The sequence below is a fragment of the Sphingomonas sp. genome (assembly GCF_042091075.1).
GTDB lineage: Bacteria > Pseudomonadota > Alphaproteobacteria > Sphingomonadales > Sphingomonadaceae > Sphingomonas.
Map to the genome: position 1 here is coordinate 1 of NZ_JBELIE010000249.1, position 2,557 is coordinate 2,557.

Genomic DNA, 2,557 nt, shown 5'->3' on the forward strand with positions numbered 1-2,557 from the left:
CCCCCACCCCCCCCCCCCCCCCCACACCACGCACGCTTACACTCTTTCCCTACACACCGCTCTTCCGATCTCGTGACTGGATGCGGTTCGGCGGGGCGGAGACGCTTCGCGCTTATGGCGTCACGCCGCCCAATGCCGACGACCCGGTCGAGCATCACCGCCGCACGCGCGACGATCTGCTCGAACGAATGCCGGTGGCGCATCTGCGCCTGCTGGAGGAACTCGACCCGATGTTGACGATCGGCGACTTCGTGTTCGTCCACGCCGGCATCCGTCCGGGCCGCGCACTCTCGGCGCAGTCGGAAGCGGATTTGCTGTGGATCCGCGACGAATTTCTCTCCTCGACCGCCACGCACGAGAAGATCGTGGTGCATGGTCACACCTGGACCGCGAGCAAGCCGGTGGTGCTGCCGCACCGCATCGCGGTGGATACGGGCGCCTATGCCACCGGCGTGCTGGCGGCGGTGCGGTTGCGGGATCGCGCGGCGGCCGTCATTTCGGTCGGGCGGGACCGGCGCCTGAGCGACCGGATCCCGATCGATTCCACCGCCGAACAGGTTACGAGCGCGCCTCCAGCCTGACTTCCTCCTTGAGCGCCTGCCGGTCGCGCGCGATCGTCAATACCGCCTGCTCGTCGCCATTCCCGGTGAAGAACACCGCAGCGTCCTGTTGCGCGACGTCGCCGTCGATCCGGCGTTCGTCAGGGGAGTCGGCGTGACCGACGTAGCGCAGATTGGTGTCATAGTGGCCCGACCAGAAAAACGGCACCGCGACGTAATCACCCTCGACCAGGCCGAGCAGATGGCGCGCCAGCCACTGCCCCATCCGCTGCGCGACCACCCAATGTTCGACGCGGACCGGATGGCCCAGGCGCGGGTCGGGCACGCTGGCGATGTCGCCGATCGCGCGGATCGACGGGTCCGACGTCGCCAGCCGCGCATCCACGACGATGCCACCGCCCTCGTCGGTCGAGCGCGTCGTCAGCCCCGCGGCTTCCGCCAGATCGATACGCGGCGCAACACCGGTTCCCGCGACCAGCAGATCGCCCGCTACCCGGCTGCCGTCATCCAGCGTCGCGACTTCGCCATCCCAGCGTTCGACCGATCGACCCAGAAGGAAGGTTACGCCCTGATCCTCGTGCAGTCGCTGCACCATCGCGCCCACTTCGGGGCCGGCGGTCTGGATAAGCGGGGCGGGATCGTCGGAAATGACGGTCACCGCCAGACCGCGCGCGATCAGCGATGCCGCCACTTCCAGCCCGATATAGCTTGATCCCAGCACGATCGCGCGCCCGGCTTGCTCGCTCGCGGCGATCAGCCTGTCGGCATCGGCCAGACTGCGCACGACGAACACTTCGTCGCGATCGCCGCCCGTGAACCCCGGCACGATCGGGCCGGCTCCGGTCGCGAGGACCAGCATGTCATAGGACAATCGTTCACCGCCCCCGATCGTCACCTGCCGCGCCGCGCGATCGATCCGCTCCACCGGCTGCCCAAGCCGGACCGCCACCCCCGGCAGATCGGGCAGCGATGCCGCGTCACGGGCCTTGTCGCCCGACAGATATTGTTTCGAGCACATCGTGCGGTCGTAAGGCGCCTCGCTTTCCTCACCGATCAGCGTCACCGCGGCGCCGGCGCCGTGGCGGGCGAACATCTCCGCACAGGCGTGCCCCGCCGCGCCACCGCCAACGATCACCACGCGGCGGTCGAACGCCAATGTTTCCGGGGCGGGAGCGGCGTCGGTCGTGTCGCTCACCGTCACCCGGCCATCCACCTCGCTGACCCGGTAGGTGGAGAGCGGCGCGAACGCCGGCGCGTGGACCGCCTCGCCGGTGGACAGATCGAACCGCGCGTGATGCCATGGACAGCGCAACGTCCCGTCAGCGACGATCCCCTCCGCCAGCGGCGCCTTGGCATGGGTGCATTGGCCCGCCAGCGCGCAGACCCGACCATGATGCCGCACCAGCACCACATCTCGTCCGTCGACGGTTCCGGCGACGATCGCGCCCTCCGCCACGTCGGTGGAGGCGATGCCCTGGGTCAAATCGCGTGCCGCCATTGCCGTTCACCTCATCGCTGGAGCGTGCCGGGGAGCTTCGCCCACGAGCGCGCCGAACCCCGGTCTCAGATACAGTCCCGGCCAAGCGTTCGGGGTGGGTAGCGGTTCCGCCGCCGCGATCAGGGCGCGATAACGAACAAAGCCGCGCGTTAAACATTGTTGGCATCTCAACCTGCTCATGAAACGGCGGAATATGCTCATCGAACGTCTCCCCTTCCGCCGCGCGCGCCGCCTGCCACGATCGCTATCGTGCTGACCTCGGTACTCGATCGCGTCCGCCCCCGGCCCGAGAACCGCCCCGGCGAGCGCGTCGATGGCTATCTGCCGCTCGAATGCTATGGCGCGCTGGGCGACGGGCGGTCGGTGGTGCTGTCCGGCACTGACGGGTCGATCGACTGGTGGTGCGTCCCCAACATGGATTCGCCGCCGTTGTTCGATCGCTTGCTCGACGCCGGCGATGGGGGGCGTTTCGAGCTGAAGCCGGTCGAGCCCTATACCG

2 protein-coding genes and 1 pseudogene are annotated in these 2,557 nt (G+C 68.6%); 2 read left to right on the top strand and 1 reads right to left on the bottom strand.

The window, feature by feature from the left end; translation table 11 throughout:
• Positions 1–581, top strand: a pseudogene (locus ACFDSW_RS16245) (hypothetical protein); the annotation flags it as partial.
• Here ACFDSW_RS16245 and ACFDSW_RS16250 read toward each other — a convergent pair.
• A complete protein-coding gene (locus ACFDSW_RS16250) occupies positions 559–2,058 on the bottom strand; it encodes an FAD-dependent oxidoreductase (protein WP_375251297.1) in 1,500 nt (499 codons plus the stop codon). The pseudogene ACFDSW_RS16245 and the gene ACFDSW_RS16250 sit on opposite strands and share 23 nt — an antisense overlap.
• A 321-nt stretch (positions 2,059–2,379) precedes the next feature.
• Between ACFDSW_RS16250 and ACFDSW_RS16255 the strand changes: the two genes are divergently transcribed.
• The coding region (locus ACFDSW_RS16255) for a trehalase-like domain-containing protein (RefSeq protein ID WP_375251298.1) at positions 2,380–2,557 on the top strand (178 nt) is incomplete at its 3' end.

Coding starts and splice junctions, on each gene's coding strand:
- ACFDSW_RS16250 (WP_375251297.1), bottom strand. CDS start 2,058: ATGGCGGCACGCGATTTGACCCAGGGCATCGCCTCCACCGACGTGGCG.